29 protein-coding genes and 1 pseudogene are annotated in these 23,965 nt (G+C 71.0%); 24 read left to right on the forward strand and 6 right to left on the reverse strand.

Features of this window, described 5'->3' with window-relative positions:
• Nucleotides 1-92 precede the first annotated feature (92 nt).
• From hrcA to M3Q35_RS44220, 3 genes are read left to right on the forward strand one after another with little or no spacing between them, the layout of a single operon-like run.
• On the forward strand, nt 93-1,115 hold the full coding sequence (hrcA, locus tag M3Q35_RS44210; RefSeq protein WP_273938566.1) for a heat-inducible transcriptional repressor HrcA: 1,023 nt from the start codon (nt 93-95) through the stop codon (nt 1,113-1,115).
• Between the two features lie 57 nt (nt 1,116-1,172).
• Complete coding sequence (gene dnaJ, locus M3Q35_RS44215; protein WP_273938567.1) at nt 1,173-2,336, forward strand: molecular chaperone DnaJ; 1,164 nt, start codon at nt 1,173-1,175, stop codon at nt 2,334-2,336.
• On the forward strand, nt 2,333-3,064 hold the full coding sequence (locus M3Q35_RS44220; RefSeq protein WP_273938568.1) for a 16S rRNA (uracil(1498)-N(3))-methyltransferase: 732 nt from the start codon (nt 2,333-2,335) through the stop codon (nt 3,062-3,064). Before dnaJ ends, M3Q35_RS44220 begins: the two co-directional genes overlap by 4 nt.
• Nucleotides 3,065-3,273: 209 nt before the next feature.
• On the opposite strand, the gene M3Q35_RS44225 is transcribed toward M3Q35_RS44220, so the two are convergent.
• Nucleotides 3,274-3,804, reverse strand: a complete 531-nt coding sequence (locus tag M3Q35_RS44225) for a hypothetical protein (RefSeq protein WP_273938569.1) — start codon at nt 3,802-3,804, stop codon at nt 3,274-3,276.
• 71 nt (nt 3,805-3,875) lie between these two features.
• Between M3Q35_RS44225 and M3Q35_RS44230 the strand changes: the two genes are divergently transcribed.
• The 6 genes from M3Q35_RS44230 (at nt 3,876) to M3Q35_RS44255 (ending at nt 8,203) form a co-directional block, all read left to right on the forward strand.
• A complete protein-coding gene (locus tag M3Q35_RS44230; RefSeq protein ID WP_273938570.1) occupies nt 3,876-4,484 on the forward strand; it encodes a TetR/AcrR family transcriptional regulator in 609 nt (202 codons plus the stop codon).
• Entirely contained in the window at nt 4,481-4,831 is a 351-nt protein-coding gene (locus M3Q35_RS44235; RefSeq protein WP_273938571.1) for an HIT domain-containing protein, read from the forward strand. The genes M3Q35_RS44230 and M3Q35_RS44235 overlap by 4 nt, the downstream gene beginning before the upstream one ends.
• Nucleotides 4,832-4,935: 104 nt before the next feature.
• Entirely contained in the window at nt 4,936-5,982 is a 1,047-nt protein-coding gene (locus M3Q35_RS44240) for a PhoH family protein (RefSeq protein ID WP_273944704.1), read from the forward strand.
• A gap of 4 nt (nt 5,983-5,986) precedes the next feature.
• Complete coding sequence (gene ybeY / locus M3Q35_RS44245) at nt 5,987-6,553, forward strand: rRNA maturation RNase YbeY (protein ID WP_273938572.1); 567 nt, start codon at nt 5,987-5,989, stop codon at nt 6,551-6,553.
• Nucleotides 6,554-6,591: 38 nt separating this feature from the next.
• Nucleotides 6,592-7,875 (forward strand): hemolysin family protein, encoded by a 1,284-nt coding sequence (locus M3Q35_RS44250; protein WP_273938574.1) that lies wholly within the window; start codon nt 6,592-6,594, stop codon nt 7,873-7,875.
• On the forward strand, nt 7,868-8,203 hold the full coding sequence (locus M3Q35_RS44255; RefSeq protein WP_273938575.1) for a cytidine deaminase: 336 nt from the start codon (nt 7,868-7,870) through the stop codon (nt 8,201-8,203). The genes M3Q35_RS44250 and M3Q35_RS44255 overlap by 8 nt, the downstream gene beginning before the upstream one ends.
• 65 nt (nt 8,204-8,268) lie before the next feature.
• On the opposite strand, the gene M3Q35_RS44260 is transcribed toward M3Q35_RS44255, so the two are convergent.
• Nucleotides 8,269-8,877, reverse strand: a complete 609-nt coding sequence (locus tag M3Q35_RS44260) for a LysE family transporter (RefSeq protein ID WP_273938576.1) — start codon at nt 8,875-8,877, stop codon at nt 8,269-8,271.
• 57 nt (nt 8,878-8,934) lie between these two features.
• Here M3Q35_RS44260 and era point away from each other — a divergent pair, with 57 nt between their 5' ends.
• The 11 genes and pseudogenes from era to M3Q35_RS44315 all read left to right on the forward strand — a co-directional run bounded on the left by era (nt 8,935) and on the right by M3Q35_RS44315 (nt 17,595).
• On the forward strand, nt 8,935-9,849 hold the full coding sequence (gene era / locus M3Q35_RS44265; protein ID WP_273938577.1) for a GTPase Era: 915 nt from the start codon (nt 8,935-8,937) through the stop codon (nt 9,847-9,849).
• Nucleotides 9,850-10,249: 400 nt separating this feature from the next.
• Nucleotides 10,250-10,801 carry an RDD family protein gene (locus tag M3Q35_RS44270; RefSeq protein WP_273938578.1) on the forward strand — a complete coding sequence of 184 codons (552 nt, stop codon included), beginning with the start codon at nt 10,250-10,252 and terminating at the stop codon, nt 10,799-10,801.
• Entirely contained in the window at nt 10,798-11,181 is a 384-nt protein-coding gene (locus M3Q35_RS44275; protein ID WP_273938579.1) for a DUF2752 domain-containing protein, read from the forward strand. The genes M3Q35_RS44270 and M3Q35_RS44275 overlap by 4 nt, the downstream gene beginning before the upstream one ends.
• 12 nt (nt 11,182-11,193) lie before the next feature.
• A pseudogene (recO, locus tag M3Q35_RS44280) lies at nt 11,194-11,919 on the forward strand (DNA repair protein RecO); the annotation flags it as partial.
• Nucleotides 11,920-11,964: 45 nt separating this feature from the next.
• Nucleotides 11,965-12,618, forward strand: coding sequence for a GNAT family N-acetyltransferase (locus M3Q35_RS44285; protein WP_273944705.1), 654 nt, complete (start codon nt 11,965-11,967; stop codon nt 12,616-12,618).
• Nucleotides 12,619-12,630: 12 nt separating this feature from the next.
• Nucleotides 12,631-13,461, forward strand: coding sequence for an isoprenyl transferase (locus M3Q35_RS44290; protein ID WP_273938580.1), 831 nt, complete (start codon nt 12,631-12,633; stop codon nt 13,459-13,461).
• Nucleotides 13,458-13,880 carry a hypothetical protein gene (locus M3Q35_RS44295; RefSeq protein WP_273938581.1) on the forward strand — a complete coding sequence of 141 codons (423 nt, stop codon included), beginning with the start codon at nt 13,458-13,460 and terminating at the stop codon, nt 13,878-13,880. Before M3Q35_RS44290 ends, M3Q35_RS44295 begins: the two co-directional genes overlap by 4 nt.
• A complete protein-coding gene (locus M3Q35_RS44300) occupies nt 13,877-14,884 on the forward strand; it encodes a permease (RefSeq protein ID WP_273938582.1) in 1,008 nt (335 codons plus the stop codon). Before M3Q35_RS44295 ends, M3Q35_RS44300 begins: the two co-directional genes overlap by 4 nt.
• Nucleotides 14,881-15,726 (forward strand): TIGR03943 family putative permease subunit, encoded by an 846-nt coding sequence (locus tag M3Q35_RS44305; RefSeq protein WP_273938583.1) that lies wholly within the window; start codon nt 14,881-14,883, stop codon nt 15,724-15,726. The genes M3Q35_RS44300 and M3Q35_RS44305 overlap by 4 nt, the downstream gene beginning before the upstream one ends.
• 65 nt (nt 15,727-15,791) lie before the next feature.
• Complete coding sequence (locus M3Q35_RS44310; RefSeq protein WP_273938584.1) at nt 15,792-16,916, forward strand: epoxide hydrolase family protein; 1,125 nt, start codon at nt 15,792-15,794, stop codon at nt 16,914-16,916.
• Between the two features lie 301 nt (nt 16,917-17,217).
• On the forward strand, nt 17,218-17,595 hold the full coding sequence (locus M3Q35_RS44315; protein ID WP_273938585.1) for a YciI family protein: 378 nt from the start codon (nt 17,218-17,220) through the stop codon (nt 17,593-17,595).
• A gap of 6 nt (nt 17,596-17,601) precedes the next feature.
• On the opposite strand, the gene M3Q35_RS44320 is transcribed toward M3Q35_RS44315, so the two are convergent.
• The 3 genes from M3Q35_RS44320 to M3Q35_RS44330 all read right to left on the reverse strand — a co-directional run bounded on the left by M3Q35_RS44320 (nt 17,602) and on the right by M3Q35_RS44330 (nt 18,892).
• Nucleotides 17,602-18,018 carry a Fur family transcriptional regulator gene (locus tag M3Q35_RS44320; RefSeq protein ID WP_273938586.1) on the reverse strand — a complete coding sequence of 139 codons (417 nt, stop codon included), beginning with the start codon at nt 18,016-18,018 and terminating at the stop codon, nt 17,602-17,604.
• Nucleotides 18,015-18,467: an ArsR/SmtB family transcription factor gene (locus tag M3Q35_RS44325; protein WP_273938587.1), complete on the reverse strand. Its 453-nt coding sequence runs from the start codon at nt 18,465-18,467 to the stop codon at nt 18,015-18,017. Before M3Q35_RS44325 ends, M3Q35_RS44320 begins: the two co-directional genes overlap by 4 nt.
• A 128-nt stretch (nt 18,468-18,595) precedes the next feature.
• Nucleotides 18,596-18,892 (reverse strand): hypothetical protein, encoded by a 297-nt coding sequence (locus M3Q35_RS44330; RefSeq protein ID WP_273938588.1) that lies wholly within the window; start codon nt 18,890-18,892, stop codon nt 18,596-18,598.
• A gap of 119 nt (nt 18,893-19,011) precedes the next feature.
• Between M3Q35_RS44330 and M3Q35_RS44335 the strand changes: the two genes are divergently transcribed.
• The 3 genes from M3Q35_RS44335 (at nt 19,012) to M3Q35_RS44345 (ending at nt 21,553) form a co-directional block, all read left to right on the forward strand.
• Entirely contained in the window at nt 19,012-19,392 is a 381-nt protein-coding gene (locus M3Q35_RS44335) for an antibiotic biosynthesis monooxygenase (protein WP_273938589.1), read from the forward strand.
• A 39-nt stretch (nt 19,393-19,431) separates the two neighbouring features.
• Nucleotides 19,432-20,070 (forward strand): class F sortase, encoded by a 639-nt coding sequence (locus M3Q35_RS44340; RefSeq protein WP_273938590.1) that lies wholly within the window; start codon nt 19,432-19,434, stop codon nt 20,068-20,070.
• Nucleotides 20,071-20,167: 97 nt separating this feature from the next.
• Complete coding sequence (locus M3Q35_RS44345; protein WP_273938591.1) at nt 20,168-21,553, forward strand: glycine--tRNA ligase; 1,386 nt, start codon at nt 20,168-20,170, stop codon at nt 21,551-21,553.
• Here the strand turns inward: M3Q35_RS44345 and M3Q35_RS44350 are convergent.
• Entirely contained in the window at nt 21,523-22,503 is a 981-nt protein-coding gene (locus M3Q35_RS44350) for a hypothetical protein (RefSeq protein ID WP_273938592.1), read from the reverse strand. The two genes, M3Q35_RS44345 and M3Q35_RS44350, sit on opposite strands and share 31 nt — an antisense overlap.
• A 201-nt stretch (nt 22,504-22,704) precedes the next feature.
• On the opposite strand from M3Q35_RS44350, the gene M3Q35_RS44355 reads away from it, so the two are divergent.
• Complete coding sequence (locus M3Q35_RS44355) at nt 22,705-23,964, forward strand: MFS transporter (RefSeq protein WP_273938593.1); 1,260 nt, start codon at nt 22,705-22,707, stop codon at nt 23,962-23,964.
• Nucleotide 23,965 lies beyond the last annotated feature (1 nt).

Raw genomic sequence — 23,965 nt, forward strand, 5'->3', positions numbered from 1 at the left:
CTGCGAAGTGGGCAACAGGTGCGTCCTGAGTCCACCCGGCTCCGTAAACTTGTCGTGAGTACCTGTGTCGACCGGCCCGGAGGTGACGCCGCGTGAACGCTGATGAGCGCCGCTTCGAGGTGTTGCGCGCGATCGTCGCGGACTACGTCTCCAACCAGGAGCCGGTGGGGTCGAAGGCGCTGGTGGAGCGGCACAACCTGGGCGTGTCGAGCGCGACGGTGCGTAACGACATGGCGGTGCTGGAGGAAGACGGCTACATCGCGCAGCCGCACACGAGTGCGGGGCGGGTGCCGACGGACAAGGGCTACCGGCTGTTCGTGGACCGGATCAGCGACCTGAAGCCGCTGTCGCCGGCGGAGCGCCGCGCCATCCACAGCTTCCTGGAAGGTGCGGTGGACCTGGACGACGTGCTGCGGCGCAGCGTCCGGCTGCTGGCCCAGCTGACCCGCCAGGTGGCGGTGATCCAGTACCCGACGCTGACCCGCTCGACGGTGCGCCACCTCGAGGTGGTGCAGCTCACGCCGGCCCGGCTGATGCTGGTGCTGATCACGGACGCGGGCCGCGTCGACCAGCGCATGGTGGAGCTGGGGGACGTGATCGACGAGGAAGGCACGGCCCAGATCAGGGGCATGCTGAACTCGGCGATGTGCGGCCAGCGGCTGACCGACGCCTCGGCCCGGGTTGCGGAACTGCCGACGCAGGTGCCGGCGGAGCTGCGCAACGCGATGCTGCGCGTCTCGACCGTCCTGGTGGAGACGCTGGTGGAACACCCGGAAGAGCGCCTGCTGCTGGGCGGCACGGCCAACCTGACGCGCAACGTGGCGGACTTCCCGGGCTCGCTGCGCCAGGTGCTGGAGGCGCTGGAGGAGCAGGTGGTGGTGCTGCGCCTGCTGGCCGCGGTGAGCGACCCGGCCACGGTGACGGTCCGCATCGGCGGCGAGAACGAGGCCGAGGACCTGCGCAGCACCTCCGTGGTGTCCATCGGCTACGGCGGTAAGGGAACATTGCTCGGGGGGATGGGCGTTGTCGGCCCGACGAGGATGGACTACCCGGGCACCATGGCGGCCGTGCACGCGGTGGCCAACTACGTGGGCGACATCCTGACCGGGCGCTAGCCCGACAGCTAACGGGCCGGGCCCTCGCGGGACCCCGGCAGGAGGACTGGAAACAAGGTGGCCAGGGACTACTACGGCACGCTCGGGGTCAGCCAGGACGCGACCCCCGATGAGCTCAAGCGCGCGTACCGCAAGCTCGCCAGGGAGCTGCACCCGGACGTCAACCCGGACGAGCAGGCGCAGGCGCGCTTCCGTGAGGTCACGGCGGCCTACGAGGTGCTGTCCGACCCGCAGAAGCGGAAGATCGTCGACCTCGGCGGCGACCCGCTGGGCGGCGGGGGCGGCGGCGGCCAGGGCATGCGCGACCCGTTCGGCGGCGCGGGCTTCGGCCTCGGCGACATCATGGACGCCTTCTTCGGCGCGGCCACCGGCGGCGGCGCGGGCCGTGGCCCCCGCAGCCGGGTGCAGCCGGGCTCGGATGCCTTGCTGCGCATGGAGTTGACGCTGGAGGAGTGCCTGACCGGCGTCGGCCGCGAGATCACGGTGGACACCGCCGTGCTGTGCGACCAGTGTCAGGGCGCCGGCTGCGCGCCCGGCACGAAGCCGCAGACCTGCGACACGTGCCACGGCCGTGGCGAGATCCAGTCGGTGCAGCGCTCGTTCCTCGGCCAGGTCGTGACGGCCCGCCCGTGCCCGGTGTGCCGCGGCTACGGCGAGGTCATCCCGGAGCCGTGCCAGCAGTGCTCGGGCGACGGCCGCATCCGCGCCCGCCGCACCATCACCGTGCAGATCCCGGCCGGCGTGGCCGACGGTATGCGGGTGCGCCTGGCCAGCCAGGGCGAGGTCGGCCCGGGCGGCGGCCCCGCCGGCGACCTGTACGTCGAGGTCGACGAGCTGCCGCACGACACGTTCGAGCGCGAGGGCGCGAACCTGCACGGCACGCTGCGCATCCCGGTGACGACGGCGGCGCTGGGCGCGGTGCTCCAGCTCAAGACGCTGGACGGCACCGAGGAGCTACGCATCGAGCCGGGCACGCAGCCGAACACGGAGCTGGTGCTGACCGGCCGCGGCATGCCGAAGCTGCGCTCGTCGGGCCGGGTCGACGGCCGCGGCGACATGTACGTGCACCTCCAGGTGGAGGTGCCGACGAAGCTGGACGCCAAGCAGGCGGAGCTGCTGCGTGAGCTGGCGGCGCTGCGTGGCGAGGAGGAGCCGGAGCTGTCCTCGACCAACGGACGCGGCCACGGCCTGTTCTCGCGCCTGCGCAACTCCCGCCGGTGACCACACTGCCGGTGTTCCTCGTCGACAGCCTGCCGACGGGCGACGACGGCGTGCTGGATGGCCCGGAGGGTCATCACGCGGCGTCGGTGCGGCGGCTGCGCGTCGGCGAGGAGCTGGTGCTGGCCGATGGTCGCGGTGGCCGCGTGCGCTGCGGCATCGAGGCCGTGGAGAAGGACTCGCTGCGGCTGAAGACGTTGGAGCGCACGTACATCGAGCCGCCGCGGCCCCGCGTGGTCGTGGCGCAGGCGCTGGTCAAGGGCGACCGCGGCGAGCTGGCCGTGGAGCTGGCGACCGAGGCCGGGGTGGACGCGATCGTGCCGTGGCGGGCGTCCCGCTGTGTAGCCCGATGGGATGAAGGCCCCCGCGGCGCAAAGGCCCTGGCCAAGTGGCGCAGCACGGCCCGTGAGGCGGCCAAGCAGTCTCGCCGGGCGTGGGTGCCGGAGGTCGCCGAGCCGGTGACGACCGCGGAACTGGCCAAGCTGGCCGGTGCCGCCGCGAAGGCCATGGTGTTGCACGAGTCGGCCACCGGCCGGCTGGAAGACCTGCCCACGGACGGGGATCTGCTGCTCGTGGTCGGTCCCGAGGGCGGGATCGGCGACGACGAGCTGGCCACGCTGGTCGACGCGGGCGCGGTCGCGGTCCGGCTCGGGCCCTCGGTGCTGCGGGCTTCTACCGCAGCGGCGGTGGCATTGGGAGCCATCGGCGCCCTGTCTACCCGATGGGGCTGACCAGAGCGATCAAGATGGGCCCGGGGGTGGTCCGCTCTGGCGCGAAGCCGTGAGCAGGGTCTACCCTTTGGCAACCAAGAATTTCCGACGTCCGACCAGATCAGACGTTGGGACTACCCGCCGGACACCTCCCCCTCGGTCCGGCGGCGGCCGTGCCGTAGCGGAGTGACCCCCAGGCTCCGCTGCGGCACGGCGTTTTTTATGGCCTGTCACGAGCGCGACGAACTCGGGAACAGCGTGTAGCTGAAGGACCAGAGGAAGTCGATGCCGAGGATCACGGTCCACAGCGCCATGCCGCCGAGCAGTTGCTCGCCGCGCACCGCGTCGAAGCCGGTCAGCGCGTAGCCGCCGCCGAGCAGCGCGATCACCACGACCCACTCGCCGCACCGCCGGTAGAAGCCGGTCCGCTGGTCACGGGCGTGCTCCCAGCCGCTCACCCGAGGCTTGGGCTCACGGGCCAGCTTGCGGCGGACCCAGCCGTCCATGGCTTGCATGTGGTGCCGGCCGGACACCACCACGATGCCGACGATGATCGCGCCGAGCACATGCGCGATGTCGCCGGCGCCGCCGCGGGCCAGGTCGATGGCCCCGGTGATGAGCACGACGACGTAGCCCACCGGGGACAGCGCCAGCAGCACCGCGCCGGTCCTCGGCATCTTCAGCAGGTAGCGGACGGCCAGCCCGGCCAGCAGCAGGACGGCAAAGCCCACCTCCGAGCCGATCACGAGCGCGAGCAGCACGACGCCTCCCCTGATGTGTCACGACTGTATTAGTACAGTCGTATTTATACCACGTGTGTTAAAACAGGGGCGTGCCCAAGGCTGTCGATCACCAGGCCCGTCGCCGTGAACTGGCCGAAGCGGTCTGGCGGGTGATCAGCACCGACGGCGTGCACCGCGCGTCGGTCCGCGCTGTCGCCGCCGAGTCCGGCTGGTCAACCGGCTCGCTGCGGCACTACTTCCCGACCCAGGACGCGCTGCTGGCCTTCGCCATGGAGCTGCTGGCCGACAAGGCCCGCGCGCGGATGCTGGCCATCGATGACCGCGACGCGCGCACCGTGCTGCGGCGCATCGCCGAGGCCCTGCTGCCGATGACTCCCGAGCACCGCGTCGAGGTCGAGGTCTGGCTGGCCCTGCTGGCCCGGGCCCAGGTCGACCCCGGCCTGCAACGGGCCGAGCGGGACAACCGGGAGGCGCTGCAGGCGTTGCTGTCCGGCGTGCTCTGGCGGGCCACCGCACAGGGCGAGCTGTCCAAGGACCGCAATCCCGACCTCGAGGCCGTCCGCTACCTCGCGGTGATCGACGGCATGACCCTGGCCTGCGTCTTCTCCGCCGAGTGGATCAGCACCGACGCCGCGCTCACGGTGATCGACCAGCATCTCGACGACCTGCTCCGGCCGGCGTCTACCCTGCCGGCATGACCGCGGACTGCCTGTTCTGCAAGATCGTCGCCGGCGACATCCCGGCGACCGTCGTCCACGACGGGGAGCGCACCTTCGCGTTCCGCGACATCACGCCGCAGGCCCGGGTGCACGTGCTCGTGGTGCCCAAGCAGCACCACGAGGACGCCGCCGCGCTGGCCGCCGCCGACCCGCAGCTGCTGGCCGAGGTGCTGACCACCGGGGCCGAGGTGGCCAAGGCCGAGGGCATCGCCGACAGCGGCTACCGCTTCGTCTTCAACACCGGCGAGGACGCCGGCCGCACCGTGTTCCACGCCCACCTGCACGTGCTCGGCGGAGAACAATTGGGTCACTTCGGCCGGCCCTGACGACTGAACTTGAATGCGCGCTGTCGGTGCCCCCGACTAGCATCGAAGTGACCGTCAAGTTCACCGCCGGCGCGCGGACGCGCAGGAAGCAGGCCCGAGGCCACGTGCCTTCAACACCCAAGAACGGTTCGTCCTCGGCGTCGCTGGCCGAGACGGACGCCCAGTCCCGGTTCACCGTTCCCGACGAGGCGGTGCTGGCCCTGCTCGGCTCCCGCGACGAGAGCCTGCGGGCCGCCGAGGAGCTGCTGGACGCCGATGTGCACGTCCGCGGCAACGAGGTCACGCTGAGCGGCCGACCGGCCGACGTGGCCTTCGCCGAGCGGGTGTTCGCCGAGCTGGTCACGCTGGCCCGCGGCGGCCAGCAGGTCGGCCCGGACGCGGTCCGCCGCACCGTCGCGATGCTCCAGGGCGGCGAGGCCGAGTCGCCGGCCGAGGTGCTCAGCCTGGACATCCTGTCCCGGCGCGGCAAGGTGATCCGGCCCAAGACGCTCAACCAGAAGCGCTACGTGGACGCGATCGACGCCAACACCATCGTGTTCGGCATCGGACCGGCCGGCACCGGCAAGACCTACCTGGCCATGGCCAAGGCCGTGCAGGCGCTCCAGGCCAAGCAGGTCAGCCGGATCATCCTGACCCGGCCGGCGGTCGAGGCGGGCGAGCGGCTCGGCTTCCTGCCGGGCACGCTGTTCGACAAGATCGACCCGTACCTGCGGCCGCTCTACGACGCGCTGCACGACATGGTCGACCCGGAGACGATCCCGCGGCTGATGCAGTCCGGCACCATCGAGGTGGCCCCGCTGGCCTATATGCGCGGAAGAACGCTTAATGAGGCGTTCGTCGTGCTGGACGAGGCGCAGAACACCACGCCGGAGCAGATGAAGATGTTCCTCACCCGGCTCGGCTTCGGCTCCAAGATCGTGGTCACCGGCGACGTCACCCAGGTCGACCTGCCCGGCGGGCAGCGCAGCGGCCTGCGGGTGGTGCAGGAGATCCTGGCCGACGTGCCTGACATCCACTTCTCGGTGCTGACCAGCCAGGACGTGGTGCGCCACCGGCTGGTCGGCGACATCGTGGACGCCTACGACAAGTGGCAGCACACGCAGGAGGCCGGACCCGGTGTCCGGGCCGAACAGGGCGGCCGGGGACGATAGGCCCGTGAGTATCGAGATCGCCAACGAGGCCGGCGTCGGCGTCGACGAGGCATCCATCGTCGCCGTCGCCCGCTTCGCGCTGGACCGGATGGGCGTCAGCCCGCTGGCCGAGCTGTCCGTGCTGCTGGTCGAGCTGGACGTGATGGCCGACCTGCACGAGCGCTGGATGGACCTGCCGGGGCCGACCGACGTGATGGCGTTCCCGATGGACGAGCTGGACTCGGCCCGCCGCCCGGACGCGGCCGGTGTCGGCCCGGCCCTGCTCGGCGACATCGTGCTGTGCCCGGCGTTCGCCAAGGACCAGGCCCGCAAGGCCGGCCACGGCCTGCTGGACGAGCTGCACCTGCTGACCGTGCACGGCGTGCTGCACCTGCTCGGCTACGACCACGCCGAGCCGGCCGAGGAACGCGAGATGTTCACGCTCCAGAACCGGATCCTGGCCGACTACCGGGAGGCCAAGGAGTCGGCCACCCGGGCCGCCGAGCAGCGCAGCAACGACGACCGCGTGCTCGGCGCCGTCGGTCTGGCCGAGGAAGAGGACAAGCCCGCCCCGGACGTCGACGCCGGCTGATGATGGCCGCTGGATCGATTGATTTCGGGCTGGTCCTGATGCTGCTGTGCGCGATCGCGCTGGTGCTGCTGGCCGGCACGTTCGGTGGCGCCGACGCGGCGCTGGGCACGGTGTCGCGGGCCCGGGTCGAGGAGCTGGTGCGCCAGCGGCGGGCCGGCGCCCGCCAGCTCCAGCTGCTGATCGAGGACCGGCCGCGGCACATCAACCTGCTGTTGCTGCTCCGGCTGGGCTGCGAGCTGTCGGCGACCGTGCTGATCACCGCGTTCTGCCTACAGGCGGTCACGCCGGTGTGGCTGGCGCTGCTGGTCGCCGGCGTGGCCATGGTCGTCGTCTCGTACGTGCTCATCGGCGTCGGTCCGCGCACGGTCGGCCGTCAGCACCCGTACGGCGTGATGCTGCTGGCCGCCGGCCCGGTGCGGGTGCTGGGCCGGGTGCTCGGCCCGCTGAGTCGGCTGCTGATCCTGGTCGGTAACGCCATCACGCCCGGTCGCGGCTTCCGCGAGGGCCCGTTCTCGACCGAAGTCGAGCTGCGCGAGCTGGTCGACCTGGCCGGCGAGCGCGGCGTGGTCGACGAGGACGAGCGGGAGATGATCCACTCCGTCTTCGAGCTGGGCGACACCATCGCCCGCGAGGTGATGGTGCCGCGCACCGAGATCATCTGGATCGAGCTGACCAAGTCGGTGCGCCAGGCGCTGGCGCTGTCCCTGCGCACCGGCTACAGCCGGCTGCCGGTGATCGGCGAGAGCGTGGACGACGTGGTCGGCGTGGTCAACATCAAGGACCTGGCCCGGGCCTCGGTCGAGGGCGGGGCCCAGTCGGTCAAGGACCTGATGCGGCCGGCCAGCTTCGTGCCCGACACCAAGCGGCTGGACGACCTGCTGCGGCAGATGCAGGTCACGCACAACCACATGGCCATCGCCGTCGACGAGTACGGCGGCACCGCCGGCCTGCTCACCATCGAGGACATCCTCGAGGAGATCGTCGGCGAGATCACCGACGAGTACGACCAGGACGAGCGGCCGCCGGTCGAGCAGCTCGACGAGGACAGCTACCGGGTCAGCGCCCGGCTGGCCGTCGAGGACCTGGCCGAGCTGTTCGACGTGGAGCTGGACGACTCAGACGTGGAGACCGTCGGCGGGCTGCTGGCCCAGCGGCTGGGCCGGGTGCCGCTGCCCGGCGCCGAGGCCGAGATCGAGGGTCTGCGGCTGCGGGCCGAGGGCGGCAAGGACAACAGGGGCCGGGTGCGCATCACGACCGTGGTGGTGCGCCGTGGGGAGCGCGAGAGGAACAGCGAACGTGAGAGGAACGGCGAGCGTGCCTGAACTGGACCCCGAGGACGCCAAGATCGTGACCCTGGCCCGGTCGGCCCGGGCCCGTACCGGCGCCGCCGAGGGCGCCGCGGTCCGCGACACCGACGGCCGTACCTACGCCGCGTGCACGGTGTCGCTGCCGTCTCTGAAGTTGACCGCTCTCCAGGCCGCCGTCGCCGCGGCCGTGGCCAGCGGCGCGCCCGGCCTGGAGGCGGCGGCCGTCGTCACCGAGGCCGGCAAGGTCGACGACGACTCCCATGCCGCCGTCCGCGACCTCACCCCGTCAGCCCACGTCCTCCTGGCCAACCCGGCCGGCACCGTCCTCGACACCCTCCGCTGACAACACCTCTTCTGCTTGGAAGGGGCCTTCCTGCACTCCGAGTGCAGGAAGGCCCCTTCCAAGCTTCAGACCCGCACCAGCAGGAAGCCGGCCAGGCCGAGGAACAACGCCGCCGACGCGGCCGACAACCCGGCCTGGCCGCGGTGTCCGATACGCCGTCCCGAGCGCGACACCGCGAAGGCCAGCACGCCTTCCAGGCCCGACGCCGTCACGAACCAGACCACGGTGAACAGCAGCAGCCCCGGCCAGCCGCCGGAGTGCTGCGCGGCCAGCATCGTCGGCGTGCCGGTGGCCAGCCAGAACGTCCAGCTCAGCGGGTTGAGCAGGTTCGAGAGCAGGCCCTTCCAGAACGCCCAGCCGCCGTCGATCTCCGGCATGTGCCCACGCCAGAGCTTGATCGCGTCCCGGAGCGCGAACGCGGCCAGGCCGGTCATGAACACCGCGCCGGCCACCGCCACCCACAGCGCCGCGCCGGCCACCGCGGCGATCACCTGGGACAGCAGCAGCGCCGGCAGCAGCAGCACCAGATCGGCCGTTGCCGAGCCCAGGATCACCCGCATCCCGGCGGTGAAGCCCCGCGTCGCCGACTCGTGCAGGATCGTGACGAAGATCGGCCCGACCGACAGCGCGGCCCCCGTGCCCAGCACCAGTCCCAGCCACAGCACATCGAGCACGGGCCGACACTACTGCCCCCGCTGAGCGCGTTCGGGGCAACCAGCGAGAATGTGACGATGACCAGCGACAGCATCCCCGCCGGGCACCGCTCCGGGTTCGCCTGCTTCGTCGGCCGGCCCAACGCCGGCAAGTCGACGCTGACCAACGCGCTGGTCGGCGCCAAGGTGGCCATCACGTCCAGCAAGCCACAGACCACGCGGCACACCATCCGCGGCGTGGTGCACCGGCCGGACGCGCAGCTGATCATCGTGGACACGCCCGGCCTGCACCGCCCCCGCACGCTGCTCGGGCAGCGGCTCAACGACCTTGTCATGGAGACCTGGTCCGAGGTGGACGTGGTCGGCCTGTGCGTGCCGGCCGACCAGAAGGTGGGCCCCGGCGACAAGTTCATCGCCTCGGAGCTGGCCAAGATCGCCAAGCGGACGCCGGTGATCGGCATCGTCACCAAGACCGACCTGGTGTCCCAGCAGCAGGTGATGGAGCAGCTGCTGGCGCTGGAGAAGGTGATGGAGTTCGCCGACCTCGTGCCGGTCTCGGCGCAGAACGGCTTCCAGACCGACACGCTGGCCGACCTGCTGGTCGCCCGGCTGCCCGAGGGTCCTCGGCTGTACCCGGACGGCGAGCTGACCGACGAGCCCGAGGCCACCCTGGTGGCCGAGCTGATCCGGGAGGCCGCGCTGGAGGGCGTGCGCGACGAGCTGCCGCACTCCATCGCCGTGGTGGTCGAGGAGATGCGGCCCCGCGAGGGCCGCGACGACCTGATCGACGTGCACGCCAACCTGTTCGTGGAGCGGACCAGCCAGAAGGCGATCATCCTCGGCCACAAGGGCGAGCGGCTCAAGCAGGTCGGGACCACGGCCCGCCGGCAGATCGAGCGGCTGCTCGGCTCGCGGATCTACCTCGACCTGCACGTGAAGATCGCCAAGGACTGGCAGCGGGATCCCAAACAGCTCCGCCGTCTGGGCTTCTAGGCTGCCCCAAGGGGCGGATCGACGCAGCTCGGTAAAGAACTGGCCGCGAGTTGCGTGAAATGCCCGGGGTCGACCCGTAACGCGCCCTATAGTTCACGCGCTTTGGCAGGTAAACCCCAGTCCAGGAGTACGCAGTGACCACACCGCCCCCGGCTTCGACCCGAACCAGGGCCAGCAGCCGCCGTATGGACAGCAGCCCTACGGGCAGCAGCCGCAGACTCCGCCGCCTGGTTTCAACCAGCCGGGATACGGGGCTCAGCCGCAGCAGCCGTACGACCCGAACCAGCAGCAGTACGGCCAGGCCTCGCCGCCCTACGGCACGCCGCAGCAGCAGCCGTACGGGGCCCAGCAGCCTTACGGCGGCCAGCAGCAGTACGGCCAGCCCTACGGCGGCCAGCCGATGGGCGCCGGTGGCGGCCTCGACTACATCCAGCTGCCCGGCGTCGGCTCCGTCCGGCTGGCCTCGATGGGCCAGCGGTTCCTGGCTCGCGTGATCGACGCGATCATCGTCGGCATCCCGTTCTTCATCCTGTACTTCGTGCTCGGCTCGGTCTTCGCCGCCTCGGCCAGCACGATCCAGGTCGACCCGGAGACCGGCCAGATCGTCAGCGGCGGGGCCTTCCTCGGCGGCAGCTTCATCATCTTCCTGATCGCGCCGTTGATCTTCCTCGTGCTGCAGATCCTGTACGAGGTCTCGATGATCGCCACCCGCGGCGCGACCCTGGGCAAGCAGGTCGCCGGGGTCAAGGTCATCCGCGAGTTCGACGGCCAGCTGCCCGGCTGGGGCGGCGCGTTCACCCGCTGGGCCGTGATGGTCGCGCCGGTCATCGTGCCGTGCCTGGGCAGCCTGTGGGTGCTGCTGTGCGAGCTGTCGCCGTTCTTCGACAACCAGGGCCGCCGCCAGGGCTGGCACGACAAGGCGGCCAAGACGATCGTGACCGCCACCAAGTGACGGCTCTCGTTCGACTGCGGGTCACCCCGGCTGTCGTCGCCGTGACGGCGGCGGCCGGGGCCCTGCTCGGCACCGGGATCGTCAGCGTCCCGTGCTGGTTCCATGCCATGACCGGCTTCGACTGCCCGTTCTGCGGCGGCAGCCAGGCGCTGGGCGCGTTGCTGCACGGCGACGTGCTCGGCGCGCTGCGCTTCAACGCCTTCGCCGTGCTGGTGCTGCTGCCGGCCGCTCTGGTCGCCCTGGTTCTGCTCGGGCGTACTGAGCTGGGGCTGCGGATTCCGTCCTGGCCGGTCCGGCGCTCGGCCCTGATCGTGTTGGCGGTCGCCGCGGTGGCCTGGTGGCTGGTCCGCGACGTCGCGGTCCCCGGGCTCCAGGTCTGAGATAATCGGTCCGTGAGCCTGTACCGAGACACGTGCGTCGTGCTGCGGGTGCAGAAGCTCGGTGAGGCCGACCGGATCATCACCCTGCTGTCCCAGCGGCACGGCAAGATCCGCGCCGTCGCCAAGGGCGTGCGGCGCACGTCCTCCCGCTTCGGCGCCCGGCTCGAGCCGTTCTGCCACGTCGACGTGCAGTTCTACACCGGGCGCACGCTGGACGTGATCACCCAGGTGGAGACCGTCGACGCCTTCGGCGTCGGCCTGGTCGACGACTACGCCCGGTACACGGCGGCCTGCGCGGTCCTGGAGACCGCCGACCGGCTCACCGCCGAAGAGGGCGAGCCGGTGCTGCGGCTGTACATGCTCGTCGTCGGCGCGCTGCGGGCGCTGGCCGACCGGCAGCGTGAAGCCGGCCTGGTGTTGGACGCCTTCCTGTTGCGCGCCATGGGTTTCGCCGGCTGGGCGCCGGCCGTCAGCGAATGCGCCCGTTGTGGCACCCCCGGCCCGCACGCCGCCTTCAACGTGCCCGCCGGCGGCTCCGTGTGCGGCACCTGCCGCCCGCCCGGCTCGGCCAGCCCGGCCGGGGAGACGCTGAGCCTGCTCGACGCCCTCACCCACGGTGACTGGGCGTTGGTCGACCGCACGCCGCCGTCCAGCAAGCGCGAGGCCAGCGGCCTGGTCGCCGCGCATCTGCAATGGCACCTGGAACGGCAGCTGCACTCGCTGCCGCTGGTCGAGCGCCGCGTGTCGGCCACCGCCATCGACCGCCTCGCGGCCCAGATCAAGATGGTGGTGGCGGAACGTCAACCAACGGGGAGAACCACCTTGATCCTGCGGCAGGCTGAGCCAGGCGACCGCAAGGCCGTGCACGACATCTGCGTGGAGACCGCCACGCAGCGTGACCTCGACGACGTGGACCTGATCGGCTACATCTTCGCCGACCCGTACTTCGTGTTGGCGCCCGAGCTGTGCTTCGTCATCGAGGACTCCGACGGCGTCGCCGGCTTCACCGTCGGCGCGGTGGACACGGTGGACTTCTACCGGCGGTGGCGGGAGGAGTACACGCCCCTGTTTGCCGATCGGTATCCGAAGCCGACGCAGGAGACCAGCCGGTACGAGTCGCTCGTGCTGTCGCTGCACAACCCGGAACGCTTCCTGCCGGCCGCCGCCGCCGACTATCCGTCGCACCTGCACATCAACCTCGACGCCCGCGCCCGGCGGCAGGGCTGGGGCACGAAACTGCTGGCCGCGCTGTTCGACGTGCAGCGAGCCGCCGGGTCGCCCGGCGTGCATCTGACCACGTCGCAGAGCAACACCCGGGCCATCGCCTTCTACCACACTCTGGGCTTCGAGATCCTGGAACAGCCCGGCGACGGGACCGTGATGGGACTGCGCTTCGACGGTTCGGGCAGGATGGAGGCATCCCCGTCCCGATCGTGAGGAGCAGGCCTGATGCTGCGTAGGCAGCTGCGCGGACGCAACGACCCCACCGTGAGGCCGCCCGACCCGCACTCCAGTGGCGCGCGTCCGCCCCAGATCCCGCTGGAGTTCGTGCCCAAGCACGTGGCCCTGGTGATGGACGGCAACGGCCGCTGGGCCAATCAGCGCGGGTTGTCCCGGGTCGAGGGGCACAAGCGCGGCGAGGCCGTCGTGCTCGACGTGGCCAAGGGCGCGATCGAGCTCGGCGTGAAGTGGATCTCGCTGTACGCGTTCTCCACCGAGAACTGGAAGCGCAGCCCCGACGAGGTGAAGTTCCTGATGAACTTCAACCGGGACGTCATCCACCGGCGGACCGACGAGCTCGACGAGATGGGCGTGCGGATCCGGTGGGCCGGGCGCAAGCCGAAGCTGTGGCCCAGCGTGGTCAACGAGCTCCAGAAGGCCGAGGAGCGCACGCGCAACAACGACGTGCTCAACCTGACCATGTGCGTCAACTACGGCGGCCGGGCCGAGATCGGCGACGCCGCCCGCGAGGTCGCCCGGCTGGTCGCCGCGGGCAAGCTCAACCCCGACAAGGTCGACGAGCGCACCCTGGCCAAGCACCTCTACCACGCCGACATGCCCGACGTCGACCTGTTCATCCGGCCGTCCGGCGAGCAGCGCATCTCCAACTTCATGCTGTGGCAGTCCGCGTACGCCGAGCTCGTGTTCCAGGACATCTTGTGGCCCGACTTCGACCGGCGTGACCTCTGGGCCGCCTGCGAGGCGTATGCCCGACGGGACCGTCGTTTCGGCGGCGCCGAGGACGCTCCCACCGAGGACCTTCAGGAGGCCACCCGATGACCGACGACGAGGCGCAGACCACCGCCCGCCTGCTCACTTCCGCCCGGGAGGCCCTCGAGCTGTTCCACGAGGTCCACGTCGACGACGACGGGGCGTTGAGCTTCCGCCATGGCGACGTCCCCTGCGCCGTGCAGGCCATGCAGTTCGCCGAGGGCCTCACCATGCTCAGCCTCACCTGCGTGGTGGCCTGGGACCTCCCGGACGACCCCGCCTTGGCCGTCTCCGCCGCCGAACGCGCCGGTCAGGGCCTTTTCGGCACCCTCGGCGTCGTGCACACCGACCGGGGCATGGACGTCACCCTCCGCTACGCCTTCCCCGCCGACAACCTCGACCCGTCGCCGTTGTCCACCATCCTCATGCTGGTCGTGTCCACCGCCTCGCAGCTGCGCGCCGACCTCTTGGCCAGCGTCGAAGGATGACCGCCACCGAGGAGCGGCTCGCCGTCCACCCGCCGCGTCGGCGGATCACCTCGCTCGAGGTGTTGTGCGTCGTGCTCGTGCTGGCCCTGGTGTTCCAGGGCCAGCTGGTCGACGCCCTCGACCTCCCGGCGCTGCGGACCGGCGCGACCGTTTTTGTCGCGGTGTGCGTGCAGGCGATGCCGTTCCTCGTGCTCGGCACCCTGATCAGCGGGGCCATCGCGGCCTTCCTGCCGGCGGAAGCCCTGCGTCGGGTATTGCCGCGGCGGTCGGCGTTTGCGGTGCCGGTTGCGGGACTGGCAGGCGTCGCGCTGCCGGGCTGCGAGTGTGCTTCGGTGCCGGTGGCCCGGCGGCTTATGCAGCAGGGCGTTGCCCCCTCTGTGGCCCTGGCCTTCCTGTTGGCCGCGCCGGCCGTGAACCCTGTCGTGCTGGTCGCGACGGCGGTCGCCTTCCCCGGCCGGCCGGAGATGGTGCTGGCCCGTTTTGCCGGCTCTCTGTTGACGGCCGTGGTCACGGGCTGGCTGTGGGCGCGCTTCGGGAAGGCGTCGTGGATCGCCGCGCGGGCCCTGGAGCGACTTCCTTCCGGCGAAGGCTCCCGGTGGGCGGTCTTCGCCGAGACCGCGCGGCACGACCTGGTCGAGGCCGGCGGCTTCCTCGTCATCGGCGGCCTCACCGCCGCCGCGCTGAACGTGCTCGTGCCGTCCACCCTGCTGGAATCCCTTTCCGGGCAATGGGTTCTCGGCATCCTCGTGATGGCCCTGCTCGCCGTCGTGCTGGCCATCTGCAGCGAGGCCGACGCCTTCGTCGCCGCCTCACTGTCCGCCCTGCCGCTGTTGCCCCGCTTGGTGTTCCTCGTCGTCGGTCCCGCTGTGGACGTCAAGCTCATCGCCTTGCAGGCCGGCACCTTCGGCAAGGCCTTCGCCCTTCGTTTCGCCCCGCTCGTCTTCGCCGTCGCCGTGGTGTGCGGCACGCTCGCCGGCCTCGTCCTGTTGGGAGGCGTCGGATGAGGCGCGAGACCCAGAACATCCTGCTGGTGCTGCTCGGCGGTGCCCTGCTCAAGATCGCCCTGAACGGCACCTACCTGAACTACGTCAAGCCGGGCCTCCAGCCCTGGCTCATCGTGTCCGGCACGGTCATGGTCGTACTGGCCGGAGTCGCCATCGCCACCGACATCCTCAAGGCCCGCCGCGCCGCCCACGCCTCAGAAATCGCTTCCACCGACTCCGACCTCGCCAGTTCCGGTGCGGCCGCCGGCGTCGCCGTGGCCGAGCACGACCATCCCCGCGGCGACCTCGTCCTCGCCTCTGGCCACGCCCACGACGACGGCCATGGCCACTCGCACGGTGCCGCCCGCAGCGCGTGGATGTTGCTGATGCCGGTGCTGGCGATCTTCCTCATCGCCCCGCCCGCGCTCGGTGCCGACTCGGTCAACCGGGCCGGTGGTCGGACGGTGGCCAGCGAGCAGCGGCAGGACCAGGTGATCAAGACCAAGTTCCCGCCGCTGCCGGCCGGGGCCGTGGTGCCGATGCGGATGGCCGACGTCGCGACCCGCGCCGCGTGGGACGCCACCAACTCGCTCAACGGTCGCACGCTGGAGCTGACCGGCTTCGTCGTCCACGACGCCGCCGGCGTCTACGTGGCGCGGCTAGTGATCACCTGCTGCGCCGCCGACGCCATGCCGGTCAAGGCCCGCCTGGTCGGCGTCGAGGGCCTCGCCGATGACCAGTGGATCACCGTCACCGGGCAGGTGCGCCCCGACTCGGCCGTGCAGGCCGACAACTACGTGCCGGTGTTCGACACCGCCACCGTCAAGAAGATCGGCACGCCGAGCGATCCGTACGAGTACTGATGTAGAGAAGCCGCCGTCGGCTCCGACTGTGGGGTGTGAGAGCGCCCGACGCCGAGGAGCCGACCATGGAGACGTTTCGCATCGAGGTCCCCGACGCCGAGCTGGCCGACCTGCGTGACCGGCTAGCCCGGGTCCGCTGGGCTCCCGAGCCGCCCGGCGACGATTACGGCGTCTCCGGCGCCGACATCCGCAAACTCGTCGAGCACTGGCGTGACGGCTTCTCTTGGCGGGACCTCGAGGCCCGGCTCAACGCCCATCCGCAGTTCACCACCGTCATCGACGGCGCCACCGTGCACTTCCTGCACGTCCGCTCGCCCGAACCCGACGCTCTGCCGCTGATCCTCACCCACGGCTGGCCCGGCTCCGTTGCCGAGTACCTCGACGTCATCGGTCCGCTCACCGATCCTCGGGCCCATGGCCTCGACCCCGCCATCGCCTTCCACCTGGTGATTCCCTCACTGCCCGGCTTCGGCTGGTCCAGCCCCGGCCCGGATGCCGGTTGGAGTCCTCGCCGCATCGCCGCCGCTTGGGCCACGCTCATGGCTCGCCTCGGCTACGACCGCTACGGCGCCGCCGGCAACGATTGGGGCTCCGTCATCTCACCCGAGATCGGCCGCACCGCCCCCGACTCCGTCGTCGGCGTGCATGTCACCCAGATCTTCTCCGGTCCCGAAGGCGATGTGCCCTACTACCCGCCTTCCGTCGAGCCCGCCAGCGTCGCCCTGCTGCCTCCCGAGGAGCAAGCCCTCGTCGCCGGGCTTCGCCACTTCCAGCGCACGATGGCCTCGTACCACCATGTGCACGCCGAGCAGCCCCAGACCCTCGCCTACGCCCTCACCGATTCCCCCGTCGGTCTCCTCGCTTGGAACAGCCAGGTCATGGGCGGTCTAGATCCCGATGCGCTGCTCACCCACGTCGCCATCCACTGGCTCACCCGCACCGCCGGCACCGCTCCTCGCATCTACCTGGAGGATCACCGCGACCCGCTGCCTCGCGTTCCCACCACCGTGCCCCTCGGCCTGGCCCAGTTCCCTTACGACGCCCAGGCCATCCCCACCTACGTCCGCCGCGACCACGCCAACATCGTTTCCTGGCACACCTACGACCGCGGCGGCCACTACGCCTCCCAACAAGCACCCGACTTGTGGCTCAAGGACATCAGGCAGTTCTTCGCCCAGCTCCGCGCCTGACGCACATGCCGCCCCAGCCACAAACGCCGTCCCGTACTGCACTACCGGTCGCCCCGCCCCGCCGACGGCGCCCCACCGGTCGTGTCGCCAGTCGCACTGCTGCGGTGGCCGTTTCACCAGCCGTGCGCTCCGCCGGTCGTGCCGCCCCGGCGGCGACGCCTCGGCCCCGACCCGCCGGGCGTGCTGACCGGCCAAGCCCTAACCTGACCGACCTCCGCTGATGCCAGCCCCGCGCCCCGTGCCCACCCAGCCGTCCGATCGAGCCCACCCGCTCGACCCAGCCACTGCCCAGGAGACCACCGTGAAGTACCTGGTTCTGATCTACAGCAACCCGACCAGCTGGGCGCATCCCACGTTCGCGCACTCCGAGTACTACCGGTCCGCCGTGCCGGCCGAACGGGACGAGATGGACACCCAGTTCGGCGACCTGATGCGCGAGATGTCGGAGTCGGGTGAACTCGTCTCGGCCACGCCGCTCGCGGAGCCGGCAACGACGCGCGTGGTGACGGTGCGGGACGGCGAGATGATGACCACCGACGGCCCCTTCGTGGAGTCCAAGGAGCAGATGGCCGGCTACTTCGTGCTCGACTGCGCCGACATCGACCGTGCGATCGAGCTCGCGGCGCGCTTTCCGGACGCCCGCTTCGGACGGGTCGAGGTGCGGCCGATCATGGAGTGAGGCAGGTCAGCGGGTGCAGCCGGCGCAGGTGCCGAAGATCTCCACGGTGTGGCTGACCTCGCTGAAGCCGTTCTCGGCGGCGATGCGGTCGGCCCACTTCTCCACCGCCGGCCCCTCGACCTCGACGGTGCGGCCGCAGACCCGGCAGACCAGGTGATGGTGGTGGTGGCTGGAGCAGCGGCGGTAGATGGCCTCGCCGCTGTCGGTGCGCAACACGTCGACCTCGCCGGCGTCGGCGAGGGACTGGAGGGTCCGGTACACGGTGGTCAGCCCGATGCCCTCGCCGCGCCGCCGCAGCTCCTCGTGCAGGTCTTGGGCGGACCGGAAGTCGTCGAGCTGGTCCAGCAGCTTGGACACGGCGGCCCGCTGCTTGGTGGCCCGCAGCCCGGGCACGGTGGCCGACGGGCGCTCGCTGGTGGTCACGCTTCCTCCCGCTGCTCGCCCCGGACGGCCGAGCCGCCCTCCTCGACGTGGGTGACGGCGTCCACCACGATGTGCGCCAGGTGCTCGTCGACCAGTCGGTACATGACCTCCCGGCCATGCCGCTCGCCGTGCACGACGCCGGCCGACTTGAGCACCCGGAGGTGCTGGCTGATCAACGGCTGGGCCACGGCCAGGGCGTCCACGAGCTCGTGCACGCAGCGCTCGCCCTCCCGCAGCTGAAGCACGATGGCGATACGCACCGGAGCGGCCAGCGCTCGCAGCAGATCGCCGGCGGCGGTCAGGGTGCCGGCGGTGCGTCGCGGGGCGGAGGTGGGGCCCAGCTCACGCGGCGCATGCACATGGGCCTCGGCCAGCGCGGTCACGCCCCCGGCATGGGCGGCCGGACGCTCCGGGACGGGGGTCGCGGCGTCCGGGCTCACTGGGGGCATCGTCCTCTCCGGCACGGCAGGCAACAGGGCGGAAGACCAGTCGGTCGTAACCACCATGGTAGGCGAACGAGGTGGTCCGCTGCCGGCGGTGCTGATAATGGTTATCGAAGCAGATGCTATCGGAGCGGCTAGCGGAGCACCGAGACGAGCACCCCGACCAGGATCACGAACACCACGATCCGCAGCACCCGGTCGGCGGTCGACAGCACCCGCCAGGTGGCTCCGAGCAGGCCGAGGACGACCAGCGCCAGCACGGCGAGCAGCCCGGCGCCCACCGGCCCGCGCACCACGACACCGACCACGAACAGCACCAGCACGAGCCCGAACACGGCCGCCGCCGGCACCCGGGCCAGCGGCCCGCTACCCGGCAGCAGCGGCGCCTTCAGGTCGCGCCGACCACGTCCCGGTTGCTGTCCTCCGGCCATGTCCCCACTCGATCCGCCGACGTCGCAGCGCCGGCCGCACCCCGGCGGCGGGCGAGCCCCCGCTGATGCGAGGATGCGCCACCATAACCGACCGCCGACCCGACCCGAGGAGGGCGACCGTGCTGCTGGTCTGCCGGTTCGAGGTGCCCGAGGCCGAGGCGGCCGAGTTCACCGCCACTGCCCGTCACGCCCTCGAGCTGCTCACCGCACAGCGCGGCTGCCGCACCGGCCGGCTCGGCCGGGCGACCGACGCAGCGGACCGCTGGGTCCTGGTCGTCGAGTTCGACTCGGTGGTCGCCTACCGGCGGGCCATGTCGCCGTTCCCGGTCCGCGAGGTCGTGGTCCCGCTGCTGTCCCGTGCCTTGGCCGACGAGCCGGCCGCCTTCGAGCTGACGGTCTCGGCCGCCGACGGCCACGCCGACGAGCATGTGAGCCTGTTGGCCGGCGACGCCGGCACGGTCCGGCTCGGCGAAGCGGCTGGGCCGGCCGAACCCCGCTGAGAGACAATCAGCGGTAGTCGGCACGAAGGGGAGCGGGCCATGCCGAGACGACGGATCGTTCTGTTGTCCTCGGCTGCCATCGCCGTTGTCGCACTCGTTGTCGGTCTCCTGTTCCTCGTCCCATCGGACGACTCGTCGCACACCGCGGCCACACCGGCGACCACGGGAGCCGCGCCGCTGGGCGGCGACGCCGCTGCCGGCACCACAACTCCGGCCAAGCCCACCGGCGTGCCGACCACCGGCACCGTGCACCTGCCCGGCGGCGGCACCGCCGAGCTGATCGCCGCTCAGGTGAGCAAGGACGGCACCATGTCCGTCCCGGAGCGGCTCGACCAGGCCACCTGGTGGGGCGCCACCCTCGGTGCACCGGTCGGCGCCACCCTCCTGGCCGGCCACGTGAACTGGCAGGGCCGCACCGGCCCGTTCGCCGAGCTGTGGCAGGACCAGGTCGGTCAGCCGATCACCGTCATGGACAGCAAGGGCCGCAACTGGGTGTACCGGATAACCCAGTTGGTCACCGTGGCCAAGGCCGATCTGCCCAACCGGGCCAAGCAGCTCTACGGCCTGGACGGCGACCACCGACTGGTGCTCGCCACCTGCGGCGGAGAGTTCGTCGGCGGCAACGAGGGCTACGACGACAACCGCTTCGCGGTGGCCACCCTGGTCACCCGTCCGTAGCGGCCCTGCCTCGCCGTCACGGTGGACGCAGCGACTATTCTTGCTCCCTTCCCAGGAATTGCCTGTCAGTTCCCGTCTCGGCCGGATGGAGTTTGGCGTGCCCGCGGACCGCATCGACGCCGTCGTCAGCCTCTGCAAGCGCAGGGGTTTCGTGTACCCGTGCGGAGAGATCTACGGGGGCACCAGGTCGGCGTGGGACTACGGGCCGCTCGGCGTCGAGCTCAAGGACAACATCAAGCGCGCCTGGTGGCGCACCATGGTGCAGGGCCGCGACGACGTGGTCGGCCTTGACTCGTCGGTGATCCTGCCACGTGAGGTGTGGGCCGCGTCCGGCCACATCGACGCGTTCGTGGACCCGTTGGTGGAGTGCAACTCCTGCCACCGCCGGTTCCGCGCGGACCACCTCGCCGAGGAGTACGCCGAGCGCACCGGCAAGCCGGTCGCGGACAACGACCTGTCGGACGTGCCCTGCCCCAACTGCGGCAACCGCGGCCAGTACACCGAACCGAAGATGTTCAACGGCCTGCTCAAGACCCACCTCGGCCCGGTCGAGTCCGCGGAGGGCCTGTACTACCTGCGCCCGGAGACCGCGCAGGGCATCTTCGTCAACTTCCTCAACGTCATCACCACCTCCCGCAAGAAGCCGCCGTTCGGCATCGGCCAGATCGGCAAGTCGTTCCGCAACGAGATCACCCCCGGCAACTTCATCTTCCGCACCCGCGAGTTCGAGCAGATGGAGATGGAGTTCTTCGTCGAGCCGGGCAGCGACGAGGAATGGCACCAATACTGGATCGACGAGCGCCTGCGCTGGTACACCGACCTCGGCGTGAACCGCGACAACCTCCGGCTCTACGAGCACCCCAAGGAGAAGCTGTCGCACTACTCGAAGCGGACCGTGGACATCGAGTACCGGTTCGTCTTCGCCGGCCAGGAATGGGGCGAGTTGGAGGGCATCGCCAACCGCACCGACTTCGACCTGACCACGCACGCCAACCACTCGGGCGTCGACCTGTCCTACTTCGACCAGGCCACCAACTCCCGCTACCGGCCGTTCGTGATCGAGCCGGCCGCCGGCGTCGGCCGCCCGATGATGGCGTTCCTGCTGGACGCCTACACGGAGGACGAGGCGCCCAACGCCAAGGGCGGCGTGGACAAGCGGCTGGTGCTGCGGCTGGACCGCAGGCTGGCGCCGGTGAAGGTGGCGGTGCTGCCGCTGTCCCGCAACGCCGACCTGTCGCCGAAGGCCAAGGACCTCGCGGCGGCGCTGCGCCGCAACTGGAACGTCGACTTCGACGACGCGGGCGCCATCGGCCGCCGTTACCGCCGGCAGGACGAGATCGGCACGCCGTTCTGCGTCACGGTGGACTTCGACACGCTGACCGACCACGCGGTGACGGTGCGGGAGCGCGACTCGATGACCCAGGAGCGGGTGTCGATGGACCGGCTGGAGGCCTACTTGGCACCGCAGCTCCTCGGGTGCTGAGCGCTGGCGGTTACCGGCGGGCGGTCGCGGCTGGCCGCCCACTCGTAGGCCTGCTTGAGCTGCTGGACGAACTTCTCCTGTGAGCTCCTGATGCGTTCCGGCCTGGTGGGTAACACCACCACGCCGGCGGCGGTGAGCGCGCCGTGCCGGTCGACGGTGTGCTCGAACGGGTGCTCGGCCAGGTCGATGTCCAGCGCCATGGCCACGTCGTCCCACCAGGCGCTGACCGGGCCGAGGTAGGCGTCGTCGGCCCCGTCCACCTGCATGTTCCACTGTGGTCGGGGCAACCGGGCGACGGCGACCAGCGTCGCGACCAGCGCTTCGGTCTCGGTCCGGATGCCGCCGACCACCTCGGCCAGCACGCGCCGGGGCAGTGCGCTGCCCCGGCTGTTGCCGGCGTCGAGCTCGGCCCTGATCACCTGGGGCGACAGGCCGTGTTCCCAGATCGCCTCGGTGATCAGTGGGCGGATCTGCTCGGGGTTGCCGAAGCCGCGGATCGTGTCGACCAGCGCCCGTTCCGGCGGCACCACCAGGAAACCCTTGCGCATCATGGCTGTCGGCATCCTGCAGGTGCGCTCCACCCGCACCTCGGACGTTCCCTTCAGCGACCGCCGGTCCGAGATGAGGACCTGCACCGGGCTGCGCGGGGGCGGTGCGGCGACTCGCATGCCGTGCAGCATCAGGGCGTGCCGTCCGGTCAGCAACCCGCCGGGCTCGGCGTAGCGCAGGGCCGCCTGCACCATCTGCGCCAGTGTCGGCGGCGAGTTCCCGAGCAGGAACACCCCGGGCAGGATGCGCTGCCACGGGCCGGCGTCCCGGCACCTCCGGTACGCGGAACTGAGCGGGACACCGAGCTGAGCCAGCTGCTCCGCACGGGCGATGCGGTGCGGGAACAGCCCGTAGAGCTTGTCGAGCGGAATGTGCGTCCCGCTCGCGGCGCATGTGTGCATGGGCCCACCCTCCCCCTCCGCCCCATCGGCCGAAGCCGCGAAGAGGCGATCTGTGGACAACTCGGCCCCTGTGGACAACTTCGCCCTCGAAGATCCACATCGGACGGTCCGGCGGACGGCCTGCGCTAGGCTGGTGGGTTTGCCAGTGGAGTTGACGAGGACTCGCATCCGGCGAGAAGGTGGGCTGTCACCGCGTGTTTCGTGGCCGGACGCGCAACCAAGGGGGACTTCGTGTCGGTGCAGCGCAGCCGCGGCGGTGTCGTGCTGCTGTCAGCTCTTGTCCTCGACTCGGTCGGCAACGGCATGTTCATGCCGCTCTCGCTCATCTACTTTCCCCAGCTGACCCCGGTGCCGCTGGCCCTGATCGGCCTCCTGCTCAGCGCCGCGACCGCGCTGACGCTGCCGGTGCCGATGCTGGCCGGGTGGCTGGCCGACCGGATCGGCCCATTGCCGCTGGTCGTCGCATCCCAGCTGGCCCAGGGCGCCGGCTTCATCGCCTACGGCCGGGTGCACGAGCCGGTCGGCATCTTCCTGGCGTCGGCCCTGGTCTCGATCGGGGTCCGGTTCTTCTGGTCCTGCGTGTTCACCGCCGTCGCGGACTATGCCGACGGCAGCACGTCGACCATGAGCAAGGACAGCTGGTACGCGTGGGCCAACATGACCCGAACGGGTGGTCTCGGCATCGGCGGCCTGATCACCGGCATCGCCGTCGCCGGCGGCAGTGACGCCTTCTACCGCCTGCTGTCCGACGGCTCCGCCGTCTGCTATCTGCTGGCCGGGATCGCGATCGGGGCAGTCGTGCGGGCTCCGCGCCGTGCGCACGAGAAGGACGCGGCCGTCGGCTACGCGACCATGATGCGAGATCGGCCTTTTGTTGCGTTCTCGGCCATCAACACCGTGTTTGCTGTCAGCACCGGCATGCTCGCACTGGGGCTGCCGGTGCTGGTGAAGAACGGCATCGACGGACCGCCGTGGTTGAGTCCGCTCGTCCTCGCCGGAAACACGTTCCTGCTGGCCGCGCTGAGTGCGCCGGTGATCAAAAGGCTCGCCCCGTACCGGCGGACCCGGGTGCTGATCGCGGCCGCGGGCCTGTGGGCGGCCTGGTGCGTGGCGTTCGCGGGGCTGGTGCCGAACCAACCCGGTTGGGTGATTCCGGCGCTGGTCGTGGCCAGCCTGCTCTACACGGCCGCCGACGTGCTGCATGCCCCGGTGTCGATGGCCCTGGCCACGGCGTTGTCGCCGCCCGCGGCGCGTGGCCGCTATCTGGCCGTGTTCCAGTACTCCTTCGTCATCGCCGGCATGATCGCGCCGGCCTTCTTCACCACGCTGTTCGAGCTGCACCGGGCCTTGCCGTGGCTGGGGTTGGCCCTGCTCAACCTGGCCGCGCTGGCCGGGATGCGGCTGCTGGAGCGGATCGTGCCGGCCTCGGCGCAGCAGGTCACCGAGCCGGCACGGGCGTGAG

The organism is Kutzneria chonburiensis (genome assembly GCF_028622115.1).
GTDB classification, from domain to species: domain Bacteria; phylum Actinomycetota; class Actinomycetes; order Mycobacteriales; family Pseudonocardiaceae; genus Kutzneria; species Kutzneria chonburiensis.

Excerpts from the sequence above, each read along its gene's own strand:
- M3Q35_RS44235 (WP_273938571.1), top strand. The coding sequence starts at position 4,481 with ATGACCGCGGACTGCCTGTTCTGCAAGATCGTCGCCGGCGACATCCCG.
- M3Q35_RS44295 (WP_273938581.1), top strand. The coding sequence starts at position 13,458 with ATGACCGACGACGAGGCGCAGACCACCGCCCGCCTGCTCACTTCCGCC.
- M3Q35_RS44310 (WP_273938584.1), top strand. The coding sequence starts at position 15,792 with ATGGAGACGTTTCGCATCGAGGTCCCCGACGCCGAGCTGGCCGACCTG.
- M3Q35_RS44290 (WP_273938580.1), top strand. The coding sequence starts at position 12,631 with ATGCTGCGTAGGCAGCTGCGCGGACGCAACGACCCCACCGTGAGGCCG.
- era (WP_273938577.1), top strand. The coding sequence starts at position 8,935 with ATGACCAGCGACAGCATCCCCGCCGGGCACCGCTCCGGGTTCGCCTGC.
- M3Q35_RS44270 (WP_273938578.1), top strand. The coding sequence starts at position 10,250 with ATGGGCGCCGGTGGCGGCCTCGACTACATCCAGCTGCCCGGCGTCGGC.
- M3Q35_RS44350 (WP_273938592.1), bottom strand. The coding sequence starts at position 22,503 with ATGCACACATGCGCCGCGAGCGGGACGCACATTCCGCTCGACAAGCTC.
- M3Q35_RS44325 (WP_273938587.1), bottom strand. The coding sequence starts at position 18,467 with ATGCCCCCAGTGAGCCCGGACGCCGCGACCCCCGTCCCGGAGCGTCCG.
- M3Q35_RS44330 (WP_273938588.1), bottom strand. The coding sequence starts at position 18,892 with ATGGCCGGAGGACAGCAACCGGGACGTGGTCGGCGCGACCTGAAGGCG.
- M3Q35_RS44305 (WP_273938583.1), top strand. The coding sequence starts at position 14,881 with ATGAGGCGCGAGACCCAGAACATCCTGCTGGTGCTGCTCGGCGGTGCC.
- M3Q35_RS44340 (WP_273938590.1), top strand. The coding sequence starts at position 19,432 with ATGCCGAGACGACGGATCGTTCTGTTGTCCTCGGCTGCCATCGCCGTT.
- M3Q35_RS44285 (WP_273944705.1), top strand. The coding sequence starts at position 11,965 with ATGGTGGTGGCGGAACGTCAACCAACGGGGAGAACCACCTTGATCCTG.
- M3Q35_RS44250 (WP_273938574.1), top strand. The coding sequence starts at position 6,592 with ATGCTGCTGTGCGCGATCGCGCTGGTGCTGCTGGCCGGCACGTTCGGT.
- M3Q35_RS44300 (WP_273938582.1), top strand. The coding sequence starts at position 13,877 with ATGACCGCCACCGAGGAGCGGCTCGCCGTCCACCCGCCGCGTCGGCGG.